This window comes from Streptomyces sp. NBC_00690, assembly GCF_036226685.1.
Lineage (GTDB): Bacteria > Actinomycetota > Actinomycetes > Streptomycetales > Streptomycetaceae > Streptomyces.
The window spans coordinates 5,447,829-5,465,998 of the sequence record NZ_CP109009.1 but is presented as its reverse complement, the minus strand read 5'-3'; the positions used below and the strand labels follow the sequence as shown (position 1 = coordinate 5,465,998).

The 18,170-nt window shown below is 70.2% G+C and carries 18 protein-coding genes; 10 read left to right on the top strand and 8 right to left on the bottom strand.

Features of this window, described 5'->3' with window-relative positions; all coding sequences use genetic code 11:
• Position 1: 1 nt before the first annotated feature.
• Positions 2–1,441 (bottom strand): NAD(P)H-quinone dehydrogenase, encoded by a 1,440-nt coding sequence (locus OID54_RS24080; RefSeq protein ID WP_329022675.1) that lies wholly within the window; start codon positions 1,439–1,441, stop codon positions 2–4.
• Positions 1,442–1,620: 179 nt separating this feature from the next.
• Here OID54_RS24080 and OID54_RS24075 point away from each other — a divergent pair, with 179 nt between their 5' ends.
• Entirely contained in the window at positions 1,621–2,058 is a 438-nt protein-coding gene (locus OID54_RS24075) for a gamma-glutamylcyclotransferase (protein WP_329022672.1), read from the top strand.
• 459 nt (positions 2,059–2,517) lie between these two features.
• On the opposite strand, the gene OID54_RS24070 is transcribed toward OID54_RS24075, so the two are convergent.
• Positions 2,518–2,865, bottom strand: coding sequence for a hypothetical protein (locus OID54_RS24070; protein WP_329022671.1), 348 nt, complete (start codon positions 2,863–2,865; stop codon positions 2,518–2,520).
• Positions 2,865–3,260 carry a hypothetical protein gene (locus tag OID54_RS24065; protein ID WP_329022669.1) on the bottom strand — a complete coding sequence of 132 codons (396 nt, stop codon included), beginning with the start codon at positions 3,258–3,260 and terminating at the stop codon, positions 2,865–2,867. The genes OID54_RS24070 and OID54_RS24065 overlap by 1 nt, the downstream gene beginning before the upstream one ends.
• Positions 3,261–3,525: 265 nt before the next feature.
• Here OID54_RS24065 and OID54_RS24060 point away from each other — a divergent pair, with 265 nt between their 5' ends.
• The 4 genes from OID54_RS24060 to OID54_RS24045 all read left to right on the top strand — a co-directional run bounded on the left by OID54_RS24060 (position 3,526) and on the right by OID54_RS24045 (position 8,262).
• Positions 3,526–4,302 (top strand): purine-nucleoside phosphorylase, encoded by a 777-nt coding sequence (locus OID54_RS24060; protein ID WP_329027745.1) that lies wholly within the window; start codon positions 3,526–3,528, stop codon positions 4,300–4,302.
• Between the two features lie 423 nt (positions 4,303–4,725).
• A complete protein-coding gene (locus OID54_RS24055) occupies positions 4,726–6,402 on the top strand; it encodes a phospho-sugar mutase (protein WP_329022667.1) in 1,677 nt (558 codons plus the stop codon).
• A 62-nt stretch (positions 6,403–6,464) separates the two neighbouring features.
• Positions 6,465–6,833, top strand: a complete 369-nt coding sequence (locus tag OID54_RS24050) for a hypothetical protein (protein ID WP_329022665.1) — start codon at positions 6,465–6,467, stop codon at positions 6,831–6,833.
• A gap of 220 nt (positions 6,834–7,053) precedes the next feature.
• Positions 7,054–8,262, top strand: coding sequence for a hypothetical protein (locus OID54_RS24045; RefSeq protein WP_329022663.1), 1,209 nt, complete (start codon positions 7,054–7,056; stop codon positions 8,260–8,262).
• 41 nt (positions 8,263–8,303) lie between these two features.
• Here the strand turns inward: OID54_RS24045 and OID54_RS24040 are convergent, their stop codons facing one another.
• From OID54_RS24040 to OID54_RS24030, 3 genes are read right to left on the bottom strand one after another with little or no spacing between them, the layout of a single operon-like run.
• The gene (locus OID54_RS24040; RefSeq protein ID WP_329022661.1) at positions 8,304–8,933 is read right to left on the bottom strand and encodes a PH domain-containing protein; all 630 of its coding nucleotides are present in this window, start codon (positions 8,931–8,933) and stop codon (positions 8,304–8,306) included.
• Positions 8,930–9,475 carry a hypothetical protein gene (locus tag OID54_RS24035; protein WP_329022659.1) on the bottom strand — a complete coding sequence of 182 codons (546 nt, stop codon included), beginning with the start codon at positions 9,473–9,475 and terminating at the stop codon, positions 8,930–8,932. The genes OID54_RS24040 and OID54_RS24035 overlap by 4 nt, the downstream gene beginning before the upstream one ends.
• Positions 9,476–10,450, bottom strand: a complete 975-nt coding sequence (locus tag OID54_RS24030) for a helix-turn-helix transcriptional regulator (protein ID WP_329022657.1) — start codon at positions 10,448–10,450, stop codon at positions 9,476–9,478. It lies immediately after the preceding gene.
• A 79-nt stretch (positions 10,451–10,529) separates the two neighbouring features.
• Between OID54_RS24030 and OID54_RS24025 the strand changes: the two genes are divergently transcribed.
• Positions 10,530–11,264 carry an alpha/beta fold hydrolase gene (locus OID54_RS24025; RefSeq protein ID WP_329022655.1) on the top strand — a complete coding sequence of 245 codons (735 nt, stop codon included), beginning with the start codon at positions 10,530–10,532 and terminating at the stop codon, positions 11,262–11,264.
• A gap of 26 nt (positions 11,265–11,290) precedes the next feature.
• A complete protein-coding gene (locus tag OID54_RS24020; RefSeq protein ID WP_329022653.1) occupies positions 11,291–12,367 on the top strand; it encodes a winged helix DNA-binding domain-containing protein in 1,077 nt (358 codons plus the stop codon).
• A 93-nt stretch (positions 12,368–12,460) separates the two neighbouring features.
• Here OID54_RS24020 and OID54_RS24015 read toward each other — a convergent pair whose 3' ends face one another.
• Positions 12,461–12,898 carry a hypothetical protein gene (locus OID54_RS24015; RefSeq protein ID WP_329022651.1) on the bottom strand — a complete coding sequence of 146 codons (438 nt, stop codon included), beginning with the start codon at positions 12,896–12,898 and terminating at the stop codon, positions 12,461–12,463.
• Positions 12,899–13,101: 203 nt separating this feature from the next.
• Positions 13,102–14,592, bottom strand: a complete 1,491-nt coding sequence (locus tag OID54_RS24010; protein WP_329022649.1) for an FG-GAP and VCBS repeat-containing protein — start codon at positions 14,590–14,592, stop codon at positions 13,102–13,104.
• A gap of 256 nt (positions 14,593–14,848) precedes the next feature.
• On the opposite strand from OID54_RS24010, the gene deoC reads away from it, so the two are divergent.
• The 3 genes from deoC to OID54_RS23995 are packed head-to-tail and all read left to right on the top strand — an operon-like array spanning position 14,849 to position 18,167.
• Positions 14,849–15,796: a deoxyribose-phosphate aldolase gene (deoC, locus tag OID54_RS24005; RefSeq protein WP_329027743.1), complete on the top strand. Its 948-nt coding sequence runs from the start codon at positions 14,849–14,851 to the stop codon at positions 15,794–15,796.
• Between the two features lie 6 nt (positions 15,797–15,802).
• Positions 15,803–17,239 (top strand): aldehyde dehydrogenase family protein, encoded by a 1,437-nt coding sequence (locus OID54_RS24000; protein WP_329022646.1) that lies wholly within the window; start codon positions 15,803–15,805, stop codon positions 17,237–17,239.
• Complete coding sequence (locus OID54_RS23995) at positions 17,232–18,167, top strand: aldehyde dehydrogenase family protein (RefSeq protein ID WP_329022644.1); 936 nt, start codon at positions 17,232–17,234, stop codon at positions 18,165–18,167. Before OID54_RS24000 ends, OID54_RS23995 begins: the two co-directional genes overlap by 8 nt.
• Positions 18,168–18,170 lie beyond the last annotated feature (3 nt).

The following is an 18,170-nucleotide window of genomic DNA, read 5'->3' as shown; positions in this document are numbered from 1 at the left end:
CTCAGCCCTCGCCTGCGGATTTACGGGTGTGCAACTGCCGTGCCACCTCGGCGATCGACCCCGACAGGGACGGATAGACGGTGAAGGCGTTTGCGATCTGTTCCACCGTCAAGTTGTTGTCGACCGCGATCGAGATGGGGTGGATCAGCTCACTGGCCCGGGGAGCGACCACACAGCCGCCCACCACGATCCCGGTGCCCGGGCGGGCGAAGATCTTGACGAAGCCGTCCCGGATCCCCTGCATCTTGGCGCGAGGGTTGCGCAGCAGGGGCAGTTTCACCACCCGGGCGTCTATGCGGCCGGCGTCCACGTCCGCCTGGGTGTAACCGACGGTCGCGATCTCCGGATCGGTAAACACGTTCGAAGAGACCGTCTTGAGGTTGAGCGGAGTCACCGCGTCACCCAGGAAGTGGTACATCGCGATCCGGCCCTGCATCGCGGCGACGGAGGCGAGGGCGAAGATTCCGGTGACGTCGCCGGCCGCGTACACGCCGGGCGCGCTGGTGCGGGAGACCCGGTCCGTCCAGATGTGGCCCGACTCCTTGAGCCGCACGCCCGCGTCCTCCAGACCCATGCCCGCGGTGTTGGGGATCGCGCCGACGGCCATCAGACAGTGGCTGCCGGAGATGACCCGACCGTCGGAGAGGGTGACCTCCACCCGGTCACCGACCCGCTTGGCGGATTCGGCTCGGGAGCGGGCCATGACGTTCATGCCGCGACGGCGGAAGACGTCCTCCAGGACCGCGGCGGCGTCCGGGTCCTCGCCGGGGAGCACCCGGTCCCGGGAGGAGACGAGGGTGACCCGCGAACCGAGGGCCTGGTACGCACCGGCGAACTCGGCACCGGTGACACCGGAACCGACCACGATCAGTTCCTCGGGCAGTTCATCCAGGTCGTAGACCTGAGTCCAGTTGAGGATGCGCTCACCGTCGGGGAGTGCGTCCGGGATCTCCCGGGGATGGCCACCGGTCGCGATCAGCACGGCGTCGGCGGTCAAGGTCTCCTCGCTGCCGTCCGCGGCCCGGACGATGACCTTGCGGGAGCCGTCCATGGCCTGCTGGCCCTCCAGCCGCCCCCGGCCGCGCAGCACCCTGGCACCCGCACGGGTGACCGAAGCGGTGATGTCGTGCGACTGGGCGAGAGCGAGCCGCTTCACCCGTCGGTTCACCTTGCCGAGATCGACGCCGACCACGCGCGCCGCCTGCTCCATCGGCGGGGTGTCGTCGGCGACGATGATGCCCAGTTCCTCGTACGAGGAGTCGAACGTGGTCATCACCTCAGCCGTGGCGATGAGGGTCTTGGACGGTACGCAGTCGGTCAGCACGGAGGCGCCACCGAGTCCGTCGCAATCGACGACGGTCACCTCCGCGCCTAGTTGGGCGCCCACCAGGGCCGCCTCGTATCCGCCGGGTCCGCCGCCGATGATCACGATCCGGGTCACTGGGGTTACGCCTCGCGCTCTCGTTGTGCCGGGTGGGGGGAGTTCCCGCTGGGCTGGAGTACGTACACCATTGTCCCGCACGCATCAACCATCGCGCCCCCGGGGCCCACATTCGGACCAGTGGCCTTCGCCACGTCGGGAAAGGCGTTCACCGCCACCCCTCCCGTACCCTCAATCTCATGTCGCTCTACGCCGCGTACGCCGGCAACCTCGACGCGCGGCTCATGACCCGCCGCGCACCGCACTCACCGCTGCGCGGCACGGGCTGGCTCAACGGCTGGCGGCTGACGTTCGGCGGCGAGCAGATGGGCTGGGAAGGCGCGCTGGCCACCATCGTGGAAGCGCCGCGCTCGCAGGTCTTCGTCGCGCTGTACGACATCGCCCCGATGGACGAGGACTCAATGGATCGTTGGGAGGGTGTCGGAATGGACATCTACCGGCGGATGCGCCTGCGGGTGCACACGCTGGACGGCGAGGAACCGGCCTGGGTGTACGTGCTCAACGGCTACGAGGGCGGGCTGCCGTCCGCCCGCTATCTGGGCGAGATCGCGGATGCCGCCGACTCGGCCGGGGCGCCCCACGACTATGTGATGGAGTTGCGCAAGCGCCCCTGTTGAGGGCGGGCGAGGGGCCGTGGGGGATGCGGGCGGGAGCCGCTCGCGAACCTCGGGACAGTGCCCCGGGCCGGGGTTGCGGACCTTCGCGTCCGGCAAGCGGACCGTCCTCCTTCGTTCTGTGGCCCACCGGCTCGAAGGTGGACCCGGGTCGTGCTGTCGGCGCCCCCTCAGGCAGGTGGGCTCGTCCTGGGCGAGCCCCAAGCGATCTGCCCGTGCCCAGGGCCGCTTCAAGAATTCGCTCAGTGATGGAACCGGTGAGTTGACGGGGAATCATCCGGACGGCTGGCCATCGGCCACCACCACGCTCGGAACATGACCGGAAAAGGCCGGGGCACGCGCTCGACGCCGACGCCCATGCGCCGCCACCTCGGCACCCTGACGGCCCGGGGACGAGCTGGCGGCCTCGCCACACCGAGGGCAAGGGCTTAGCGACCCCGCACCAAGTGCGGCGGCGATGGATCACCCACGGGGGCCGCGCCCCGGTCTGCGCCCGCCCCACCAGCGCCGACGCGACCGTGGCCGACGCGATCGCCGCGCCGGCTCGTTCGACCGGCGGTCGACATCGGCGACCGAACGCCAAGGATCGTCAGGCGACGGGGCCGGCGCCTTGCGCTCGGTCTGCGCCCGAATCTCGTAGTGCGATTCATGTGCGGTCACCCGAAATGCCTCGTCGTACGAAGCGAGGGCCGCACTGATGGCCGTACCGGCCGCACCCCGTCGGCGCACGATCGATGCCAGCCAGGTGAAGAAGCCCATGACCACGGCGAGGGCGCCTGCGATCACCAGCAGGGAAACGGCCTCTCCCATCACGCTGCACCTCCGTCGGACGACTCTGGACGGTACTCGGCCGAATGTCGTCGGCTTCCCGATCGCGGCGCGACCTCCGCCGACTCCCCTCCCCCACCTCGGGCAGGCCGGGTGCGGATGCGCACCACTCCCGTCTCCAGGTCCACCCGCACGGGCTGGGGCTCGTCCGCCGGTCGCACGCTCTTGCGCACCCGCTCCTGCTCCATGCCCCGCACGACCGCCCGCGCCGCGGGGTCGCCCTCCTGGAGGAAATCGACCCCCAACGCGGACAAGCCCTTGCGACGGCGCCAGTAGATCCAGCCCCTGGCTTCCATCGCCAGGAGAGCCCTGTCCACCAGGAACAGGGCAGCGATCAGGCCGAGGGCTCCCCCGGCCACCTGCCACGCCACGCTCATGGCGGACGAACGCGCGGCCGGTTGCCGGCGTTCCTCGGAGGGGGGCGATCAGGCCAACGCCGACGGGAGTCGGGCCGCCCCCCCGAGGCCCGAGCGGTCCCCGGCCACCCGCCCGCCCGACACCGCTCGCCGGAAACGACAACACAACGATCCGGGAGGCGATGGCCACAACATCTACGCGCGTAGGGAATCTCCGGCTACCCTCATTCGCGTGAACGCAACTGTGAAGCCGGATACCAACGGCGCTACCGCCTCTCCCCTCGACATGGCCGATGCCGCCGCCGCGCGACTGCGCGAACTGACCGGCGCCGAGACCCACGACGTCGCCCTGGTGATGGGCTCCGGCTGGGCACCCGCCGTGGACGCCCTCGGTTCGCCGGAGGCCGAGTTCCCGGTCACCGAGCTGCCCGGCTTCCCGCCGCCCGCCGTCCAGGGCCACGGCGGCAAGATCCGCTCGTACCGCATCGGCCCCAAGCGGGTGCTGGTCTTCCTCGGCCGTACGCACTTCTACGAGGGCCGGGGCGTCGCCGCGGTCGCGCACGGTGTGCGCACGGCGGTGTCCGCCGGCTGCAAGACCGTGGTGCTGACCAACGGCTGTGGCGGGCTGCGCGAGGGCATGAGCCCCGGTCAGCCCGTACTGATCAGCGACCACATCAACCTCACGGCGGCCTCGCCGATCGTGGGCGCGAACTTCGTGGACCTGACCGACGTGTACTCGCCGCGGCTGCGCGCGCTGTGCAAGGAGATCGACTCCTCGCTGGAAGAGGGGGTCTACGTACAGTTCACCGGACCGCACTACGAGACGCCCGCCGAGATCAACATGGTCCGTGTGATGGGCGGCGACCTGGTGGGCATGTCGACCGTGCTGGAGGCCATCGCGGCCCGCGAGGCGGGCGCCGAGGTGCTCGGGATCTCCCTGGTCACCAATCTGGCAGCGGGTCTGTCCGGTGAGCCGTTGAACCACGAAGAGGTGCTCCAGGCCGGCAGGGACTCCGCGGCCCGCATGGGTGAGCTGCTGACCCGGGTGCTCGACCGCATCTAGTGCGGATCCAGGACGGGCCGTGGCAGTCCCGCCCCAGGACTCCTCACCCCACGCGTGGGACGGCACCGGGCCGGGTAGCAGGAACCGGGTAGTGCACACAGCGGTCCCCGCACACGTACGCCGGGCAGCGGTCGGCCGCACCGACCGCCCCCGGCCGGTCCGGCACGCCCCAGCTCCCGAAGCACAGCGCGAGACCGCCGACCGATCAGCGACATCCGGGGGCGAATGGACGCGGGTCCACCGCACGGGCGCCGCGATCACGAACAGACTGGCCCTGCCCGCCCCCACCGAGCGACCCCGAAGAGTCTTCAGTCCCACCCGGATCACATCCCACCCGGACCGAGTCCTCTACGGATCACGTCCCCATCGGACCCGGTCCCAGCCGGATCAGATCCACACAGATCATCGAGAGGCGGAGCGACCGTGCAGCAGCAGGACCTCATCGCCCGAGCCCGGACGTGGCTCGCGGAGGACCCGGACCCCGAGACACGGGCCGAACTGGCCGCGCTGATCGAAGGGGAGCGGCTGGACGAGTTGGCGGCGCGCTTCAGCGGGACGCTCCAGTTCGGGACGGCCGGGCTGCGCGGCGAGTTGGGCGCGGGCCCGATGCGGATGAACCGCGCCGTCGTCATCCGGGCTGCCGCCGGGCTCGCCGCCTATCTGCGCGCCCAGGGCCACGGGGAGTACGCGCCCCATCCGAAGAGCAGCGGTCTCGTCGTCATCGGATACGACGCCCGGTACAAGTCCGCCGACTTCGCCCGGGACACGGCCGCCGTCATGGTTGCGGCCGGGCTGCGCGCCGCGGTCCTGCCCCGGCCGTTGCCGACGCCCGTCCTGGCGTTCGCCATAAGGGAGCTGGGCGCGGTGGCCGGCGTGGAGGTGACGGCGAGTCACAATCCGCCGCGGGACAACGGCTACAAGGTCTACCTCGGTGACGGCTCGCAGATCGTGCCGCCCGCGGACGTGGAGATCGCCGCCGAGATCGCCGCGATCCGCAGCCTGTACGACGTGCCGCTGGCCGAGGCGGGCTGGGCGACCCTCGGGGACGAGGTGCTGAACGCCTATCTGGCCCGTACCGACGCGGTCCTCACCGAGGGCAGCCCCCGCACCGCAGAGGTCGTCTACACGGCGATGCACGGCGTGGGCAAGGATGTGCTGCTCGCGGCGTTCGCCCGGGCCGGCTTCCCCACCCCCGTACTGGTGGCCGAGCAGGCGGAGCCCGATCCGGCGTTCCCGACGGTCGCATTCCCCAATCCGGAGGAGCCGGGGGCGATGGACCTGTCCTTCGCGACCGCGCGCCGGGCGGCCCCGGACCTCATCATCGCCAATGACCCGGACGCGGACCGCTGCGCGGTGGCGGTGCCCGACAGCAGCGCCGCGGCCGGCTGGCGGATGCTGCGCGGTGACGAGGTGGGCGCCCTGCTCGCAGCCCATCTCGTACGGTCCGGGGCGCGCGGCACCTTCGCCGAGTCGATCGTCTCCTCGTCCCTGCTGGGCCGGATCGCGGACGCGGCCGGGCTGCCGTACGAGGAGACGCTGACCGGCTTCAAGTGGATCGCCCGCGTCGAGGGCCTGCGCTACGGCTATGAGGAAGCCCTCGGCTACTGCGTGGACCCCGACGGCGTGCGTGACAAGGACGGCATCACGGCCGCCCTGTTGGTCACCGAACTGGCGTCGGTGCTCAAGGAGGAGGGGCGTGAGCTCACCGATCTCCTGGACGACCTCGCCCTGGAGCACGGCCTGCACGCCACGGACCAGTTGTCGGTGCGGGTGGACGACCTGGGTGTGATCGCCGAAGCCCTGCGCACCCTGCGGGAACAGCCCCCGACCGAGCTTGCCGGACTGAGGGTCACGAGCGCCGAGGACCTGTCCGAGGGTTCGGCGAAACTGCCGCCGACGGACGGTCTGCGGTACTACCTGGACGGTGAGTTCACGGCCCGGGTGATCGTCCGACCGAGCGGTACCGAGCCCAAGCTCAAGTGCTATCTGGAGGTCGTGGTCCCGGTGACGGGCGCGGACGGTCTGCCAGCCGCCCGGGCGCGCGCAGCGGATCTCCTCGCCGCACTCAAGCGGGACTTCGCGACGGCGGCCGGCCTGTAGCCCTGTCGTCAGGACCGTGACGACCGGAGTCCGCCGCCTCGTCCACCGGTTACCGTGGGCGCATGTCCACGGTTCCCCCTGAGGTGGCGGCCTTCGTCGCCGCGGCGTCCGGGCTGCCCGAGCGGACGCTGGACACCATCCGGCAGGCCGCCGCCACCGCGGTGGCTTCGGGTGTGTACGACCCTTCCGCCGTCCCGAAGCTCTCCGCCGCACAGTTCAGCGCACTGAACAAGCAGGTCCGCGACGCCTTCGCCCCTCGCTGCACGGAGCTCAGCGCAGGCCGCCCGGGCGGCCTGCGGTCGGCCATCTCCCGTACGACGCAGACCGCCCAGGCGATCTGGAAGCGCGACCGGCTGACCGTCGACGAGTACGTCGGTTTCACCGAGGCGTTCGCGGCCCACGGCGTCCCGCTGCCCCACCACGCTCTTTAGGCACCTCCGCACTCGCTCCTTGGGCCCTGTCCGCCAGGCGCTTCCGGGCCCTGCGAGGCCGTCCCGAACAGCCGCTCACACGGCACCTCGTGCGGCGGACCGTACGGGTGAATCTCGTCCGGCTCCACCGGAGCGCGGCCCGCTGGGTGGCCCCCGCGGGCAATGGTGGCCCGGTAGTCCCACGGATTCAGTCCCTCCGGATTCCGAGGAGCAGCCGCCGTTGTCCCCCGCCGCGACCATCCGTGCCTTCGTCCCCGCCTCCCGTCGGCCCCCGGCCCCGGGAGGCGGCGCCACGCCGGGGGTCCGCGGACGACTGCTGCGATCGCTTCGGTACGCGGCGCCGGCCCTCGGCGGCTATCTGGCGGTGCGGCTGTGCGGCCTCGCCGTGCTGGTCCGGCTCTCCGCAGCAACCGGCGACGGCGTCTGGCGGACCCTGGCCGCGTCCTGGGACTCGAACTGGTATCTGGGCATCGCCGATCACGGCTACACCGACACCCTCGGCACCCGCATCAACGAGAACAACCTGGCCTTCTTCCCCCTCTACCCGCTGCTGGTGAAGGCCCTGGCGGCGGTGACTCCCGGCTCCCGCGCCTCGGTGGGGCTGGCCCTGGCGATCGGTTGCTCGTTCATCGCCGCGTGGGGGGTGTTCGCGGTCGGGGCACGCCTCTACGGCCGGCGCACGGGGACCGTCCTCACCGTCCTGTGGGGGGCGCTGCCGGTCGGGATCGTGCAGTGGATGGGCTACACCGAGTCGCCCTTCACCGCACTGGCCGCCTGGACCCTGTACGCGGTGCTGACGGGCCGCTGGCTGTGGGCGGGGACGCTGGCGTCACTCGCGGGTCTGACCCGGCCGACGGGGATCGCGGTCGCCGCGGCGGTGACGGTGGCGGCGGCCCTGGCGGCCCGCCGGTCCCCGCCGGGAGGGCGCTGGCCTGCGGTGACCGGTGGGCTGATCGCTCCGCTGGGCTGGCTGGCTTTCCTGGGCTGGGTGGGCCTACGGGTGGGGCGACTCGACGGATACTTCGCCGTCCAGCGGCTCTGGAAGAACGAGTGGGACGGCGGCCGGGCGACCCTGCTGGAACTACGACAGCAGTTCCTGTACGCGGGCGGCCCACCGCTCTTCCTGCTGCTCGTCTCGACCGTGCTGGTCCTCTCGGCGGTGCTGTTCGTCCTGGGTGTCACGGACCGACAGCCCCTCGCACTGCTGCTCTTCACCGGGGTACTGCTGGTGGTGGTGCTGGGCAGCGCGGGGGTGTACTTCCCCCGGGCCCGCTTCCTCCTGCCGGGCTTCCCCCTGCTCCTGCCGGTGGCACGGGGGCTGGCGCAGGCACGGCGGACGGTCACCGCATGGGTGGTGCTGGGCACGGCGACGCTGGTGTCGTCCTGGTCGGGCGCCTACATGCTTCTGGTCTGGAAGGGGCCTCCGTGACACGCCGGAGCCGTATCCACAGCCGTAGCTGAGCCCGCGCCCTATCCGATGGCGAACAGCACGATCATCAGCACGGCCCCGATGACGGCGGGGACGATCAGCTCGAACGCCCAGCGGACCTGCGGTTCGCCCTGGGCGGTGGGCCGGCCTGCATTGTGCTCGATCAGGCCCCGCAGATCGCTGATGGTCTGATCGGCGGGAGCCAACTGGGAACCGTGGTCGGGCAGCTGAGTGCCGACGGTGTTGGCCCGCCCGGCCTTCCCCTGCCGCTCCCGGCGCCGCGCCGCGCGGTTGCGCTGCCTCAGCGACACGGGCACCGCCCACAGCTGGAACTTGCCGCCCGCCTTCGTCCAGACCTCGCTGGAGTAGCCGGCGCGGAAGTCCTCGATGGCGCCCCACGGCAGGTTGACGGTCCGGAAGGGATTGCGGATCAGCACCCGGTCAGCGCTGACCAGGACCGCGGGGCGGAGGCTGAGGGCGACGACCAGCGGCACCACCAGCAGCACGGCGGCCACCGCGAACCACGGGGTGCGGCCGGTGCCCCGGACGATGGCGTCGATGGCGAGCCAGGTGATGAGACCGAGCAGCAGTGTGCCGCCGATGATCCCGCCGAGCGATCGATAGACACGATCGGCGTAGGTGGGCTCCACTGGAGACTTCGGGCTGCTCATACCCCCGATTCTGCCCCACGGGCCCGGGAGACCGCGCTCCGGGCACCCGACCCACCGGGCCCGGGGCCGCATACGGGGGTGTGACCGAGATACGCGCCAAAGGGGGCAACGGGATGATCTTGAAGCCCTGAACTGCTCGGATTTACGTGCGGCGGCGTGCAGCGGGGTCGCGTTCGACGACGTGCCGGGCGACCAAGTCGACGCCGGGACATTGCGTATCTCGCCAGGGAGCGGACGGAGGCGTGGCGGGAGCGGGCCAGCATCGGGGTCGAGGTGCCGTCCTCGGCGTCGTACGTCAGAGCGCTGTGCCGGAGCCGGTGCAGGGTCCAGCCGTCCAGGTCCTTGATGTCGTCGATGCCGTCGATGCCGTCGATGCCGTCGGGCGAGGCGAGCGGGTTGGCCGGCAGCCGGGTGTTCTCCTCGATGTCGGCGTCCATCTCGTCAACCCGTGCGACGGCCAGTTCAGCCAGGACTCCCAGCAGAGCCGGGTCGTCGATCGCGGCGGTGATCACGTAGGGGCTACGCCGCAGTAAATCCGGCATTTACTGCGGTAGTTCTTCCGGCCCCCGCTGGGCGGCTGCAATGAGCTGGGCGGCCAGATCCTTGAGCGCCTGCCGTAGTTCGTCGGGATGGTGGATGGTGAAAGGCCATTCCAGGGAGGCGAGCAGGTGGGCCATGCCGTCCAGCCGTTCTGCCCGTGCGTGCATCAGGACGCCGGTGGGCTGGGCGGTGAGGGTCACCACGGAACGCGGCAGTCGGCGGGCGATCTCATCGAGGGGGCCGTGGATCGTCACCTCGACCTGCCAGCGGTAGGGCCCCTGGGCCAGGGTCGAGGTCAGGTGGGCCACGGGGTCGAAGCCGACGGGTGCGGTGAAGCTGTCGGCTCGGGAGGTGACGGAGGCGATGCGGTCGATGCGGAAGGTACGCAGGCTGTCGCGGAGGTGGTCGTGGCCGACGACGTACCAGCGGCCGGTGTGGAAGACCACGCCGTAGGGGTCGATGTCGCGTTCGGTGTGTTCCTGGCGCCAGGACTGGTGGCTGATACCGACGGTCGTGCGGGCGCGGGAGGCATGGGCCAGTGCCAGCAGGACGCCGGTTCCGGGTGCCTGCCCGATTACTGCGTTGGCGGTGAACGACAGGGTCTCCCGCATGGCGGCGAGCGGTTCCCGCAGGGCGTGCGGAAGCACCCGCTCGATCTTGGCCAAGGCACCGGCACTGGCCGGCGCGGCCGTCCCCATGCCCGAACGTTCTGCGGCGAGCAGGCCAAGGACGACGGCGAGGGCCTCGTCGTTGGTGAGGACCAAAGGTGGCATGCGATAGCCGCGGGCCAGTCGGTAGCCGCCGTGGCGGCCGCGTTCGGCTTCCACGGGGATGCCCAGTTCCCGCAGGTGGGCGGTGTACCGGCGCACCGTGCGCACGTCGGTGTCCAGCCGTTCGGCCAGCTCCGTCCCGGTGAGCCGGGCATGGGACTGGAGGAGTTCCAGCAGGGTCAGCACACGGGTGAGGGGATGCGACATGGATCACTCAGCATTTCAGGGCGGATTCTGTCCTGTATTGACTTTACGCTCCCCGCAGCACCTACTTCTGGGAGATCACATGGCCACCTTCGTACTCGTTCCCGGCGCCTGGCTCGGGGCATGGGCCTGGGAAGACACCGCCCGCGCTCTGCGGGAGCGCGGCCACACGGCGCTGCCGCTGACACTGACCGGCCTGGCCGAGCGCGCCGACCAGGGCGGCCCTCAGACAGACCTAGACACGCACATCGCGGACATCACGGGATTCGTCGAAGAGCACGATCTGCGCGACGTCACGCTGGTCGCCCACAGCTACGCAGCTGCCCCAGTCACCGGGGCAGCCGGACGTCTCGGCGACCGGCTGGAGCGCGTGATCTACGTGGACAGCGCCCCGTTCGCCGCAGGCATGTGCATGCTCGACCTCATGCCACCGCAAGCAGCGGACCAGCTGTGCCAGCAGGTCGACGCTTCCGGCGATGGGTGGCGGCTACCGATGCCGTCGTTTGAGGTCCTGGGTTTGTCCAGCAGCCTCGACGGGCTCGATGAGGGCCAGCGGAACGTTCTGCGCTCGCGTGCCACCCCTCAGCCATTCGGCACCTATACCCAGCGTCTCGCTGGCCAGGCCGAGCCCGGCCCTGGTGTGGACCGTGTCCTGGTTGCGTGCCATGACTTCACGGGGCTGCTGGATGCCGGGGTGCCGATGCTGGCCTACCTGAACCAGCCGCCGTGGCGGCGCTTCGACCTGCCCACTGGGCACTGGCCGATGCTGTCCGCGCCCGCCGAACTCGCCCGCGCCCTCGACAAGGCCGTCTCCTGACCGCGCCGGCCGAGAAGCACAGCCCGATGCCTGACCAGGAGAGCATCCGCAGGCTGCGGGCCTATGCGCAGGCCCTGGCCGGCGGAGCACAGGAGGACTCTGCCGAGGCGGTCGTCCGACGGGTCTTCGCCATCCAGGCCCAGGACACCACGGCCGCCGACCTGGGCATCCGGGTACGCGGCCGGGACATCACCGCCCAGGCCATCCGCACGGCATACGAGGACGAGCGGAGCATCGTCCGCGGCTGGTACATGCGCGGCACCCTGCACACCATCCCCGGCGACGATGCCCGCTGGGTGTTGCCGTTGCTGTCCCCGCGGATCCTTGCCGCAACCAGCCGCCGCTACCAGCAGCTGGGCCTGGGCGATGATCTGCGCCAGCGCTCCGACCAACTCATCCGGCGCGTTCTTGCCGCGCTCGGCCCGCTTACCCGGGCCGAGCTGACCGAGCGTCTCACCGCCCTCGGTATTCCGCCGGACGGGCAGGCGCCCTTCCACCTGATCCGCCACGCGGCACTCACCGGCGTCCTCTGTCACGGCCCGCAGCGCGCCGGTGAGGCCACGTATGTACTGCTCGACGACTGGCTGCCCACCAACGGGCGCTTCCGGTGTGAGGGCGACGATGCTCTCGCCGAGCTGGCCCGCCGGTACCTGGCCGCGCACGCCCCCGCCACCTTGGAGGACTTCGCCGCCTGGTCCGGACTGCCAGTCACCTGGGCCCGCAGGGCCTGGAAAATGCTGGCGGAATCCGGCGTGATCACCGAGTACGACGCATTGACCATGCTCGCCGGGCGGGTGAAAGAACTCCCAAGCCCGTCTGACACCCCGGACGTTCGCATGCTGCCCGCCTACGACAACTACCTGATCGGCTACCGCACCCGCGAGGCATCCGTCCCCGCTCTCCACCAGGCCCGTGTCTGGCCAGGAGGCGGCCTCATCCGCCCCACCGTCATCGCCGATGGCCTGGCCATCGCCACCTGGAGCCGTGGTCCCGGCTCGCGCTCCATCCAGGTGGATGCCTTCGAACCTGTCCCGCCTCAGATCGAGCAGGCTATCGACATGGAAAAGGAGGCCATCGTCGGCTTTCTGCGGCCCACCACATAGCCGACCCGCATCTCGATCCAAAAGGGGCGGGCCGCATAGGCGAGAGCGTGGGGTCAAGCGGCCTGATCGAGGCCGGCAGCGGTCAGACCCTGCTCATGTAGCGGGTCCAGGCCCCTGAAGCGCCTGGCGGGCGTCGGCGGTCATGGCCGCGGCCTTCGTGAGCGCCTCCTGGGCCGGGCCGCCTTGGCCTTCTTGATCTTCGTCGCCACACGCGTCGGTGTCGCCGAGCTCGTCCAGCCATTCCAGACGCTTGGTCAGGTTCTTGAAGTGCGACCAAGTAGGGCCCTTGGCGGGCTTCTTCAGCCGGTTGAACAGCACCGTCCCGTCGCCGTCACGCTCCTCCAGCAGCCGCTTGGGCCCTGCCCGCAGCCGGTACGACTTCAGCATCAGCGCCAGCAGATGCTCATCACAGTCCGTGGCATCGGACGCCCACTCCAACTCATCGCGGCTCGGGGAGAAGAACAGATGCAGCTCATGCGCGGTGATCAGTCGCTTGAACCGTGGATACGCGGTCCGTTCAATCGATGTCACAACCCGCCTCAGGCCCCAGACGACGCTCAACATCACCACCAACGACACTAGGCCGAATGGGTGACGGGCGACGAGCACTCAGGTTCAAGATCATCTCGTTGCCCCTTGGGCGCGTATCTCGGTCACACCCCAATACGGGTCCCGAAGGCGCCGTGCCCCCGACCCGGCACACGGGTCGGGGGCACGGCGAAGTGCCGAAGCCCTTACTCGCCGAACGACCAGCCGAACCCGTTCTCCGCATATCCGGGGAGACCCACGTCGGTGGGGCCGAACACCTTGGCACCGACCACGGTGCTGCCCGTCGCAGAACCGGGCAGCAGCGAGATCCGCCCCTGGTCCTTGTTCGCCTTGGGGGCGCCGACGAGGAGCTCTGCACGGCGGTCGCCGTTGAGGTCCGTCAGCTTCACCTCGGCACCGAACAGGTCGTAGATGTGGTTGCCGGCCGTGCCGAGGGCGGCCTGGTCGTAGACCTGGCTACCTGCACCGGTGAGCCCCTGCGCGGATCCGAAGAGGGTGGTCACCTCGCCGGCACGAGGGCCCTCGTCGTAGTCGGCCGTGGCGCCGACCGCCACGTCCGCGTAACCGTCGCCGTTGATGTCGTCGACCGCCACGGACTGACCGAAGCCGTCGTAGTCCTCGCCGACGCCCGGGACGCCCTCGGTGTCCGGGGAGAGCACCTGTACGGGCCGGTCCGTCGACTGGCCGTTCTTGCCCCCGTAGACGACGGTGATCTGCCCCACGGCCTTGAGCCCCGCGGGGGAGATGTGTCGCTGGCCGATGACGATGTCCGCGTGTCCGTCCTTGTCGAGGTCGCCGACGGCGGTGCGCCCCGCGCCGAAGCTCTCCAACAGCTTCCCCTGGGCGTCCTTGAGGTTGCCGGTCCTGATCAGCCCCTTCTTGGTGCCCCGGTGGACCTCGATGCGGCTGAGGGTGCCCGCACCCGAATAGACCTGAACCACCAGGTCGGAGATGCCGTCACCGGTCACATCGCCGCTGTCGAGCGAGGGGTGCACATAGGGCTGGCCGTCCTTCAGCCCGAGGTTGATGGTGGACTTCGGCTGGCCCTGGCGGGTGATGGGTCCGTAGAGCACTTCGCCGCCGCGGCCCTGGCTGTAGTCGCCGGTCGCCAGATCGGTCTTGCCGTCGCCGTTGAAGTCACCGGCCGCGAGCGCGCTGCCGCGGCGGACGTCGGCGCCGGTGATCGGGAGTTGCTTCACCGTCGTGGTGCCGTGCTTGACGAGCCCGTTCTTTCCACCCCAGACGATCACGATCTGACCGGCGTTGCGGCGGTAGACACCGCCGATGGTCATGTCCTCGCCGTTGATGGAGACGGCCAGGTCGGCGTAGCCGTCCCCGTCGTAGTCCCCGGAGGCCGTCCGGGTGCCGAAGCGGTCGGCGTACTCGGAGGATCCGGGAACCCCCGTGCTCTCCTGGCTGATGATCTGGCGCTTGGCCGGGTCGACGCCCTTGGCGGAGCCGTAGAGCACGACGACCGCGCCGCCCCCCGCAGGTGCACCGGCCAGCGCGTTCGTCGGCGCGGTGATGACCAGGTCGCGGTAGCCGTCGCGGTTGAAGTCCGCCGAGTTCTTCGCGGGCGCCGGGGCCGCGGCCGGGGCGGCGATGGCGGGTGTGATGGTGCCGGCGAGACAGGCGGACGTCACGGCGATCGCGGTGACGAGCGTGCGCTTGCGCAAGGTGGTTCCCCCCACAGGTACGGATCAACGATCTTCACGTTCATGCGAGAGACCAACGAAACTGGTAGAAGGTTGCACATCACATCGGTCGTTCCCGGCCGTCGAAATGAACCGCCGGACAACCAGTTCCCGTGCGGGCGGGTACCGAGACCCGACCCCTGCCGGACGGCGGCCCCCCGCCCTCACGAACGGCCCCGAATCACCCCCACCCCCCTGTACAGGCCGCTACGCGCGTAGATATGCTCATCTGGTGAGCATGTCCACCAATACCCTCGCCCTCCCGGACGTCACCGCCTCCGACCAGGCACTTCGCCGGTTCCTTCATGGACTGCCCGGTGTCGACCCCGTCGGTCTCGAAGCCCGGGCCGCCTCCCTCGGGACCAGGTCGATCAAGACCACGGCCAAGGCGTACGCGATCGATCTCGCCATCTCGATGATCGACCTCACCACGCTCGAAGGCGCCGACACCCCCGGCAAGGTGCGCTCCCTCGCCGCCAAGGCCGTACGACCCGATCCGACCGACCGGGACACGCCTGCCACCGCCGCCGTCTGTGTCTATCCGGACATGGTCGCCACCGCCAAGGAGACCCTGAAGGGCTCCGCCGTCAAGGTCGCCTCCGTCGCCACGGCGTTCCCCGCCGGTCGGGCGGCGCTCGATGTGAAGCTGGCGGACACACGGGACGCCGTCGCGGCCGGGGCGGACGAGATCGACATGGTCATCGACCGCGGTGCCTTCCTCGCGGGGAAATACCTGAAGGTCTACGACGAGATCCGCGCGGTCAAGGAAGCCTCGGGGTCGGCCCGGCTGAAGGTCATCTTCGAGACCGGCGAGCTCTCCACGTACGACAACATCCGTCGCGCCTCCTGGCTCGGGATGATCGCGGGCGCCGACTTCATCAAGACGTCGACCGGCAAGGTCGCGGTCAACGCCACCCCCTCCAACACCCTGCTCATGCTGGAGGCCGTGCGCGACTTCCGGCAGCAGACCGGGGTACAGGTGGGAGTGAAGCCCGCTGGCGGCATCCGCACCACCAAGGACGCGATCAAGTTCCTCGTCCTGGTCAACGAGACCGTCGGCGCGGACTGGCTGGATAACCACTGGTTCCGCTTCGGCGCCTCCAGCCTGCTGAACGATCTGCTGATGCAGCGCCAGAAGCTGGCCACCGGCCGCTACTCCGGCCCCGACTACGTGACTGTGGACTGAGCGGACATGACCAAGCCCTTTGAGTACGCCCCCGCCCCCGAATCACGGGCGATCGTCGACATCGCCCCCTCGTACGGGCTGTTCATCGACGGTGAGTTCGTCGAGTCCACGGGCGCGGACCGGAACAAGACCGTCTCCCCCGCCACCGAGGAAGTCCTCGCGGAGTACGTCCAGGCCAACGCCGAAGACGTCGACCGGGCCGTGAAGGCCGCCCGCAAGGCATTCGAGAAGTGGTCGGCGCTGCCCGGTGCCGAGCGGGCGAAGTACCTGTTCCGCATCGCCCGGATCATCCAGGAGCGCAGCCGTGAGCTGGCCGTGCTGGAGACCCTGGACAACGGCAAGCCGATCAAGGAGACGCGGGACGCGGACCTCCCCCTGGTCGCCGCCCACTTCTTCTACTACGCCGGCTGGGCCGACAAGCTGGACCACGCGGGCTACGGCGCGAACCCCCGCCCGCTCGGAGTCGCCGGCCAGGTCATCCCGTGGAACTTCCCGCTGCTGATGCTGGCGTGGAAGATCGCTCCGGCGCTCGCCACCGGAAACACGGTGGTGCTGAAGCCCGCCGAGACCACGCCCCTTTCGGCCCTCTTCTTCGCGGACATCTGCCGTCAGGCGGGGCTGCCGAAGGGCGTCGTCAACATCGTCACGGGCGACGGCCGCACCGGCACCGCCCTGGTCCAGCACCCGGGGATCAACAAGGTCGCCTTCACCGGCTCGACCGGGGTGGGCCGGGCGATCGCCCGAGAGCTCGCCGGTACGGACAAGAAGCTGACGCTGGAACTCGGCGGCAAGGGCGCGAACATCGTCTTCGACGACGCACCCGTCGACCAGGCGGTCGAGGGCATCGTCAACGGCATCTTCTTCAACCAGGGCCAGGTCTGCTGTGCGGGCTCCCGGCTGCTGGTCCAGGAGTCCGTACAGGAAGAGGTGCTGGACTCCCTGAAGCGCCGGCTCTCCACACTGCGCCTCGGCGACCCGCTCGACAAGAACACCGACATCGGGGCGATCAACTCGGCCCAGCAACTGGCCCGGATCACCGCACTCGCCGAAACGGGTGAGGCGGAGGGCGCCGAGCGCTGGTCCGCACCCTGCGAGCTGCCGTCGTCCGGCTACTGGTTCGCGCCCACGCTGTTCACGAACGTGACGCAGGCGCACACCGTCGCCCGTGACGAAATCTTCGGCCCGGTGCTCTCCGTACTGACGTTCCGCACGCCGGACGAGGCCGTCGCCAAGGCCAACAACAGCCAGTACGGGCTCTCGGCCGGCATCTGGACCGAGAAGGGCTCCCGCATCCTGGCGGTGGCCAGCAAGCTCCGGGCGGGTGTCGTCTGGGCGAACACGTTCAACAAGTTCGATCCGACCTCGCCGTTCGGCGGCTACAAGGAGTCGGGCTTCGGCCGTGAAGGCGGCCGTCACGGCCTGGAGGCGTACCTCGATGTCTGAGCGCAATGACCGTCTGAGCGTGTTCAAGACCTACAAGCTGTACGTCGGGGGCAAGTTCCCCCGCTCCGAGAGCGGCCGGGTGTACGAGGTGACCACGAGGACATCCGCCGCTGGCGCGGCGGGCAAGGGGAAGGACCGCGGCAAGGGCGTCTGGCTCGCCAACGCCCCGCTGTCGTCGCGCAAGGACGCGCGGGACGCGGTGGTCGCGGCCCGCAAGGCGTTCGGCGGCTGGTCGGGCGCGACCGCGTACAACCGCGGGCAGATCCTCTACCGCATCGCCGAGATGCTGGAGGGCCGCCGCGAACAGTTCGTACGGGAAGTGGCGGACGCGGAAGGGCTGTCCAAGTCCAAGGCCGCGGCCCAGGTGGACGCGGCGATCGACCGCTGGGTCTGGTACGCGGGCTGGACCGACAAACTCGCCCAGGTCCTGGGCGGGGCGAACCCGGTAGCGGGTCCTTACTTCAACCTCTCCACCCCGGAGCCGACCGGTGTGGTGGCCGTCCTCGCGCCGCAGGAGTCGTCGTTCCTCGGGCTGGTCTCGGTGGTCGCCCCGGTGATCGCCGCCGGCAACACCGCCGTGGTGATCGCCAGCGAGAACGCCCCGCTGCCCGCCCTCTCCCTCGGCGAGGTGCTGGCCACGTCCGATCTGCCGGGCGGAGTGGTCAATGTGCTCTCCGGTCGTACGGGAGAGATCGCGGCCCCGCTCGCCGCGCACTTGGACGTCAACGGGATCGACCTCACCGGTGCGGACCCCGCACTGGCGAAGGAGTTGGAGATCGCCGCCGCCGAGAACCTCAAGCGGGTGCTGCGCCCGGCTCCGCTGGACCTCGCCGCCGACCCCGGCACCCATCGGATGACGGCGTTCCTGGAGACCAAGACGGTCTGGCACCCGACGGGCGCCCTGGGCACGTCCGGCTCGTCCTACTGACGT

What these genes read in the sequence shown, in the direction of transcription:
- OID54_RS24075 (WP_329022672.1), top strand. Translation starts at nt 1,621, where the DNA reads ATGTCGCTCTACGCCGCGTACGCCGGCAACCTCGACGCGCGGCTCATG.
- OID54_RS24070 (WP_329022671.1), bottom strand. Translation starts at nt 2,865, where the DNA reads ATGGGAGAGGCCGTTTCCCTGCTGGTGATCGCAGGCGCCCTCGCCGTG.
- OID54_RS24065 (WP_329022669.1), bottom strand. Translation starts at nt 3,260, where the DNA reads ATGAGCGTGGCGTGGCAGGTGGCCGGGGGAGCCCTCGGCCTGATCGCT.
- OID54_RS24060 (WP_329027745.1), top strand. Translation starts at nt 3,526, where the DNA reads ATGGCCGATGCCGCCGCCGCGCGACTGCGCGAACTGACCGGCGCCGAG.
- OID54_RS24050 (WP_329022665.1), top strand. Translation starts at nt 6,465, where the DNA reads ATGTCCACGGTTCCCCCTGAGGTGGCGGCCTTCGTCGCCGCGGCGTCC.
- OID54_RS24040 (WP_329022661.1), bottom strand. Translation starts at nt 8,933, where the DNA reads ATGAGCAGCCCGAAGTCTCCAGTGGAGCCCACCTACGCCGATCGTGTC.
- OID54_RS24035 (WP_329022659.1), bottom strand. Translation starts at nt 9,475, where the DNA reads ATGCCGGATTTACTGCGGCGTAGCCCCTACGTGATCACCGCCGCGATC.
- OID54_RS24030 (WP_329022657.1), bottom strand. Translation starts at nt 10,450, where the DNA reads ATGTCGCATCCCCTCACCCGTGTGCTGACCCTGCTGGAACTCCTCCAG.
- OID54_RS24025 (WP_329022655.1), top strand. Translation starts at nt 10,530, where the DNA reads ATGGCCACCTTCGTACTCGTTCCCGGCGCCTGGCTCGGGGCATGGGCC.
- OID54_RS24020 (WP_329022653.1), top strand. Translation starts at nt 11,291, where the DNA reads ATGCCTGACCAGGAGAGCATCCGCAGGCTGCGGGCCTATGCGCAGGCC.
- deoC (WP_329027743.1), top strand. Translation starts at nt 14,849, where the DNA reads ATGTCCACCAATACCCTCGCCCTCCCGGACGTCACCGCCTCCGACCAG.
- OID54_RS24000 (WP_329022646.1), top strand. Translation starts at nt 15,803, where the DNA reads ATGACCAAGCCCTTTGAGTACGCCCCCGCCCCCGAATCACGGGCGATC.
- OID54_RS23995 (WP_329022644.1), top strand. Translation starts at nt 17,232, where the DNA reads ATGTCTGAGCGCAATGACCGTCTGAGCGTGTTCAAGACCTACAAGCTG.